The sequence below is a fragment of the Streptomyces tamarix genome (assembly GCF_032423885.1).
GTDB lineage: Bacteria > Actinomycetota > Actinomycetes > Streptomycetales > Streptomycetaceae > Streptomyces > Streptomyces tamarix.
Genome location: NZ_JAWCTQ010000085.1, coordinates 1 through 6,380 on the forward strand (window position 1 = coordinate 1; position 6,380 = coordinate 6,380).

A 6,380-nucleotide genomic window follows, 5' to 3' on the forward strand; every position below is an offset into this window, starting at 1 on the left:
CCCCCCCCCTCCTCCGTCTTCTCCGCCTTCTCTGCCCTTTTCCGTCTCCCCGTCCTTCCCGTCTTCCCCGTCCTCGCCGCCGCTACGGCATCCGCACCTGTACGGCGCGGGCGAGCCGGTCGTGGAGGCCGCGGCCGTCGCGGTCCCAGATCAGGGCGGGGACGGCGAGGCAGAGCAGCGCGGTGCGGACGACGGCGCGGCCGAAGCGGAGCCGCTCGCCGTCCTCGGCGATGACGCGCAGGCCGAGGAACCGCTTGCCGGGGGTGCAGCCGATGGTGCCGACGGTGAGGACGCCGAGGAGGAACAGCACACCGAGGGCCCAGTTGCCCGCCGCGTTCCAGTCACCTCGAGTGATCAATCCGTATGCGATGACCATGCAGAGGGACCAGTCGATGAAGAGTGCGCCGAAGCGCCGCCCGAGCGGGGCGACGGAGCCGGGTCCCGTCTCCGGCAGACCGAGCCGTTCGCCCCGGTAGCCGAAGTCGGCGCCCATCTCCTCGGCCGCCGCACGCGGCCCGGAGAGCCACGATCCGATTACTCGCCTGTTGTCCACCCGTACACGGTACTGCGCCCACTTTTGATCACCGCGGGCCGGGCCGCCGGGGCGCGCGGCACACCCGTCCGCCGGGCCCCGGCAGCCGCACCGGTTAACTTGGGCGAAACAAATGGGTCATGCTTGAGAAATCCCCCGTACCTATGGTCGGGTCCAGCGTGGGCCACCGCACTGGTCCCGCGACCGAATCGCAACCCCGCCCTCCCCCGGGTGGGAGGAGGAGGAGTTGGATGTTCCAGAACGCCGACGAAGCCCAGAAGTTCATCAAGGACAACGACGTCAAGATGGTCGACGTCCGGTTCTGCGACCTTCCGGGAGTGATGCAGCACTTCACGATCCCGGCGACGGCGTTCGACCCGTCCGAGGAGCTGGCCTTCGACGGCTCGTCGATCCGCGGTTTCCAGGCCATCCACGAGTCGGACATGGCCCTGCGCGCGGACCTGTCGACGGCGCGTCTCGACCCGTTCCGCCGGGACAAGACGCTGAACATCAACTTCTTCATCCACGACCCGATCACGGGTGAGCAGTACAGCCGCGACCCGCGCAACATCGCGAAGAAGGCGGAGGCGTACCTCGCCTCCACCGGCATCGCCGACACGGCGTTCTTCGGCCCGGAGGCGGAGTTCTACGTCTTTGACTCCGTCCGCTTCAACACGTCCGCGAACGAGGGCTTCTACCACATCGACTCCGAGGCGGGCGCCTGGAACACCGGTGCGGTCGAGGACAACCGCGGCTACAAGGTCCGCTACAAGGGCGGCTACTTCCCCGCCCCGCCGGTCGACCACTTCGCCGACCTGCGCGCGGAGATCTCCCTGGAGCTGGAGAAGGTCGGCCTCCAGGTCGAGCGCCAGCACCACGAGGTGGGCACCGCCGGCCAGGCGGAGATCAACTACAAGTTCAACACGCTGCTCGCCGCCGCCGACGACCTGATGCTCTTCAAGTACATCGTGAAGAACGTCGCGTGGCGCAACGGCAAGACCGCGACCTTCATGCCGAAGCCGATCTTCGGTGACAACGGTTCGGGCATGCACGTCCACCAGTCCCTGTGGTCCGGCGGCGAGCCGCTGTTCTACGACGAGCAGGGCTACGCCGGCCTGTCGGACACCGCCCGCTACTACATCGGCGGCATCCTGAAGCACGCCCCGTCGCTGCTGGCCTTCACCAACCCGACGGTCAACTCGTACCACCGCCTGGTGCCGGGCTTCGAGGCGCCGGTGAACCTGGTGTACTCGCAGCGCAACCGCTCGGCTGCGATGCGCATCCCGATCACGGGCTCGAACCCGAAGGCCAAGCGCGTCGAGTTCCGCGCCCCGGACCCGTCCTCCAACCCGTACCTGGCCTTCTCGGCCCTCCTCCTCGCGGGCCTGGACGGCATCAAGAACAAGATCGAGCCGGCGGAGCCGATCGACAAGGACCTGTACGAGCTGGCCCCCGAGGAGCACGCGGGCGTCGCCCAGGTCCCGACCTCCCTCCCCGCGGTCCTCGACGCCCTGGAGGCGGACAACGAGTACCTCCAGGCGGGCGGCGTCTTCACGTCCGACCTGATCGAGACGTGGATCGACTACAAGCGCACCAACGAGATCGCCCCGATCCAGCTCCGCCCGCACCCGCACGAGTTCGAGCTCTACTTCGACCTGTAAACCACAGGGTCGGGTGACCTGGGCCGAGCTCCTGGAAACAGGGGGTGGGCTGTGAAGCTCTTCTCAGCAGTTCTCACTGTCACCGCTTGCTTTCCGCCCCCTTGTGCACCGAGGGTGCAACGCTCGGCCGATTCTCCGACTTAGCATCAGAAACAACAACGAGGGCCGCTACCCCACCTATGGGGTAGCGGCCCTCGCTGGCTCGTCCAGGTTCTTTGTGCGGCGGCAGCCTTCTTCTAGTGATGAGCCGGGCTGGCGACCTCCAGCGATCGTTTCTTGAGGCGCTGACCTGGCTTTCTTACTGGCCAGCCCGCCTCTGGACCGGCCGAGCCCGGGCTACAAAGCCCCCTCTTCTCGCCCTGGCCACGTACCGGTGAGCCCAGACGATCGTGGAGTCGATCGACACCAGCCACTCAATGCCCCCAGCCGCGTCGGCCTTCACCTGGGCGACCCGCAGCATCCGGTCGAAGGGCCGCCTTTGGCCCACCTACGAAAACGGGTGTGGAGCGTGACCCAGGAGCCATACCGCTTAGGTACCTCCCGCCAGGCCACCCTGGCCCGGAACTTCCACACGATCCTGTTGAGGGCCATCCGGTCGTCCAACCGTCTACTGCCCCGCTCAGACCGAAGCAACAACGGCTCCACGAAGACCCACTCGGCATCGGACAGCTTATGGCGACGTATCACCCGACCATAACCCCGACATAAGGTCATTTGACGACAGCCCATAGGACACTTCCGCAGTTCGACACGAAGCTGGAGAAACGTGGGGTACAGTGCGTACTCAGCTACTGGGCTGCGGAGGTCCAGACGCCAGCAAAAGTACGTGAGCCCGGCACTCACCGAAGCTGCGCAAAGGTGTGGAGCACCTACTTCGCGAGGTAACAAGGTTTGGACTCACAAGGTATGTGACCCTGACGCGCTGACCGGGCAGCGACGAGGTGAAGCATGCCCGTAAGCCCGCGCAAGTCGGCGGCTCGCAGCCGCGCCCTCTACACCGGCGAAAAGTTGGCTGCAGCGCAAGCTGGAATTCCCCGAGACCACACCATCGGCCTAGACACGTGTCGGCCAGAACAGAGTGAGTTTCGCGCACTACTCGCGCTCGGTTACCTAAACCGCGGGGTGGACTATGCCGGTCCGGCCGGGTGGCATCTCGCCGTCCTCTCCTCATACACCGTCACTGTCTCCCCGCGCTTCGAGCGCATGGTGATTATCACCGACGTTCCTCACAATATCGCCAGTCGCCTACTTCGCGGCCCTAGTGGAGGAAGCGGACTTCCCGGCCTCCGTGTTGAAGAACACCGAGGGAATGGAAGCTACATCATGCGACACATGCCGACTGCTGCGCAGTTCGTGGTCACAGGCAATCCCTCCGGGAAGCCGGTCGGCATACGAAACGATCCATATATCGACCACCTAACCACCGACACGCCGCTCACCACCCTCGAAGAGGAGCAGTTGGGCAGCCTGCCGAGCATGACTGCGGACGCACGCCACCTCTTGGCCGGCGTCTTCTGCAGGATCACCACACGGGACCCTTACGGCGCGTGGGCGATCGGAAACTGGTTCTACGACCCCCTGGAGCGCCCCGGCTGGCTAGACAGTTCTAATCGACCCGGCTATCGAAGGCTTCATGGATCCGGCGACAGATGGGAGCTGCAGTGGGACGCGCACCCCCACCTAGAAGACCTTGTTTCGGCAATGACCGACCCGGTCATCGGAATTCCCGGAGCTAAGGCAGTATCAACAGATGGCCGTCCTGCTATCACTTTCGGAGGCTCTACGCTACTTCTTCATTCACGACGCGCCTAGGACCTGTCTGATAATTGATCTTGTGGTGGGTCGGGGTGAGCTGACGGATGCGGCGTGGGGGCGGATAGCGCCCCTGCTGCCGGGTGTTGACGGACGGGGTCGTCCGTGGCGGGATCACCGGCAGGTGATCAATGGGGTGTTGTGGCGGTTGCGGACGGGGGCTCCGTGGCGTGACCTGCCAGAACGCTATGGGCCGTGGCAGACGGCCTATGAACGGTTCGCCCGCTGGGAGGCGGACGGAACCTGGGCTCGCCTGCTCGAGCAGGTCCAGGTTCGCGACGACTCCGTCGGAGCCGTGGAGTGGACGGTGTCGGTCGACTCCACGATCAGCCGGGCTCATCAGCACGCCGCCGACGCCCGCAAAAAGGGGCGGCGGCGGGGGACGAACTGGAAGATCCGGCATGTCCGTCGGCTGGCCAGGCGCTGGGCCGGTCCCGCGGCGGGCTGCCGAGTAGCCGGGAGGAATCTCACCTCCCGGCTCTCACAGAACCGTGCGTAACAGTCTCCCGTTACACGGCTCTTGTCGTCCTGTTCGTCAGGTCATCACGGATGCCACGGTGCAACGCCAGTGCGCGAACATGCGGGGATAGCGTCGAGCGATTTCCTGCATCTTCGCGATGGCTTTCCGTTCAGCCGCGAGCCGCTTGTACTTCTGGCGGATCCAGCGCACCAGGTAGGCGTTGATGCGCATCAGGAAGGGATTCAGTTCCCACAGCCTGAACCGGCCGTAGTAGTTGATCCAGCCGGCCACGACAGGGTTGATCCTGCGGGCCAGCTCTTTGAAGGAGAGATCGGACCGGGTGTGCAAACGCCAGGAGCGCACTTCCCGTCCCATCTTCTTCAGGGCATCGCTGCTGACAGCAGGATCGAACGACTGAAACGACTTGCCGTATCGGTCCTGGTTCTGCCTGGCGCGGAACGTGTAGCCGAGGAAGGTGAACGCCGTGTGCTCGAAGGAGCCGCGCCGTTTGCCGTCTTTGCAGTACACGATCCGGGTCTTGGCCGGGTGCAGTCGCAGTCCGACCTCGGCCATCCTGTTCGTGAGTGCGGCCAGTACCTGTCGGGCCTGGCGCTCGGTGACGCAGTGCAGGACCGCGTCGTCCGCATACCGTTCGAACCAGATGTTCGGGAACTCCCGCGCCATCCAGGTATCGAACGCATAGTGCAGGAACAGGTTCGCCAGCACGGGAGAGACCGGCGCCCCTTGCGGGGTTCCGCGCTCCCGTTCCAGCAGTGAACCGTCGGGCATGGCAAGCGGCGCGTGGAGCCACCGCCGCACATACAATTTCGCCCAAACGGCGTCGGTGTGAGCTTCCACCGCCTTGACCAGCAGGTCCCAGGGCACACTGTCGAAGAACTTGGCGATGTCAAACTCCACCACCCAGTCCCGCTTCCAGCAGCGCTCCCGGCATCTTTCCACCGCGTCCAAGGCAGACCGTCCGGGCCGGTATCCGTAACTGTCGGGATGGAAAATCGGCTCCACCCTTCGCATGAGATGCCGGGCCACCACAGTCTGGGCCACACGGTCAGCGACAGCGGGAATGCCGAGCATTCTCGTGCCGCCGCCATTCGGCTTGGGAATCTCCACAGCGCGCACCGGAGGAGGGAAGTACGAGCCCGAAGACATTCGGTTCCAGACCTTGTACAGATTGCCCTTCAGGTCCTTCTCGAAGTCCTGGATGCTCTGCCCGTCCAGTCCAGCTGCGCCCTTGTTCGCCCTGACTTCCTCCCACGCTTCCTTGACTTCCCACTTCGAAATGTCAAACGGCTTGATCTGAGACTTCAACTGGCCCATCGCACTCCTCCCGGACATAGTCCGGTTGATGTGATCAACACAGTCACGAACGACCCGGCCCCTTCGCTCCACCCCCATTACAGAGGCTTCGTCACTACTACGAGCCGGTCCGTCAGCAGGCCCCGCGTCGGTACTCGACCCCTCGCGGTGTCCGCCGCTTGGAGCACTCCCTCTCCCCCGCGCCGTGGCGGAGCGTGTCGCGACCTGCCTTCTCCTGTTCCATGCGAAAGCAGCAGACTGGACTCGCGTCGCCTACATGCCGGACACCACCTGGCCAATAAACGGGCGCCCGCCAGGCTCATCCCGGGATAGTGGTCACATTCCGGTTTTGATGTCGTCTTCATCTTTTTCGACACGTCAGCAGCGATTCACTTGCGTTCGCCTTCCCAGTCCCCACCTGACGCCTCTTACGGCGCCTTTTCCTCATCGCTCACCACGACGGTCTTCAGCCAACGCAGCATGAGGCGGTTTGGAGCCTCCCCCCCGCAGGGCGACTCCGAAAGGCCGACCTTCATCTCTCGCACAGCACCATTTCCAGAAGCTGTCCTACTACCAACTCCCTTTCATGTTCAGGACACAA

The 6,380-nt window shown here is 64.6% G+C and carries 5 protein-coding genes and 1 pseudogene; 3 read left to right on the top strand and 3 right to left on the bottom strand.

Going from position 1 to position 6,380, the window contains the following annotated elements; all coding sequences use genetic code 11:
* Positions 1-82: 82 nt before the first annotated feature.
* The gene (locus RND61_RS32175; protein ID WP_315881713.1) at positions 83-553 is read right to left on the bottom strand and encodes an RDD family protein; all 471 of its coding nucleotides are present in this window, start codon (positions 551-553) and stop codon (positions 83-85) included.
* 230 nt (positions 554-783) lie between these two features.
* Between RND61_RS32175 and glnA the strand changes: the two genes are divergently transcribed.
* A complete protein-coding gene (gene glnA / locus RND61_RS32180; protein ID WP_315881714.1) occupies positions 784-2,193 on the top strand; it encodes a type I glutamate--ammonia ligase in 1,410 nt (469 codons plus the stop codon).
* Between the two features lie 438 nt (positions 2,194-2,631).
* Here glnA and RND61_RS32815 read toward each other — a convergent pair whose 3' ends face one another.
* The gene (locus RND61_RS32815; RefSeq protein ID WP_391654598.1) at positions 2,632-2,922 is read right to left on the bottom strand and encodes a transposase; all 291 of its coding nucleotides are present in this window, start codon (positions 2,920-2,922) and stop codon (positions 2,632-2,634) included.
* 603 nt (positions 2,923-3,525) lie between these two features.
* On the opposite strand from RND61_RS32815, the gene RND61_RS32185 reads away from it, so the two are divergent.
* Positions 3,526-4,005 (top strand): hypothetical protein, encoded by a 480-nt coding sequence (locus RND61_RS32185; RefSeq protein ID WP_315881716.1) that lies wholly within the window; start codon positions 3,526-3,528, stop codon positions 4,003-4,005.
* A 22-nt stretch (positions 4,006-4,027) separates the two neighbouring features.
* A pseudogene (locus tag RND61_RS32190) lies at positions 4,028-4,452 on the top strand (IS5 family transposase); the annotation flags it as partial.
* 88 nt (positions 4,453-4,540) lie between these two features.
* On the opposite strand, the gene ltrA reads toward RND61_RS32190, so the two are convergent.
* Complete coding sequence (ltrA, locus tag RND61_RS32195; RefSeq protein ID WP_315881715.1) at positions 4,541-5,800, bottom strand: group II intron reverse transcriptase/maturase; 1,260 nt, start codon at positions 5,798-5,800, stop codon at positions 4,541-4,543.
* Positions 5,801-6,380 lie beyond the last annotated feature (580 nt).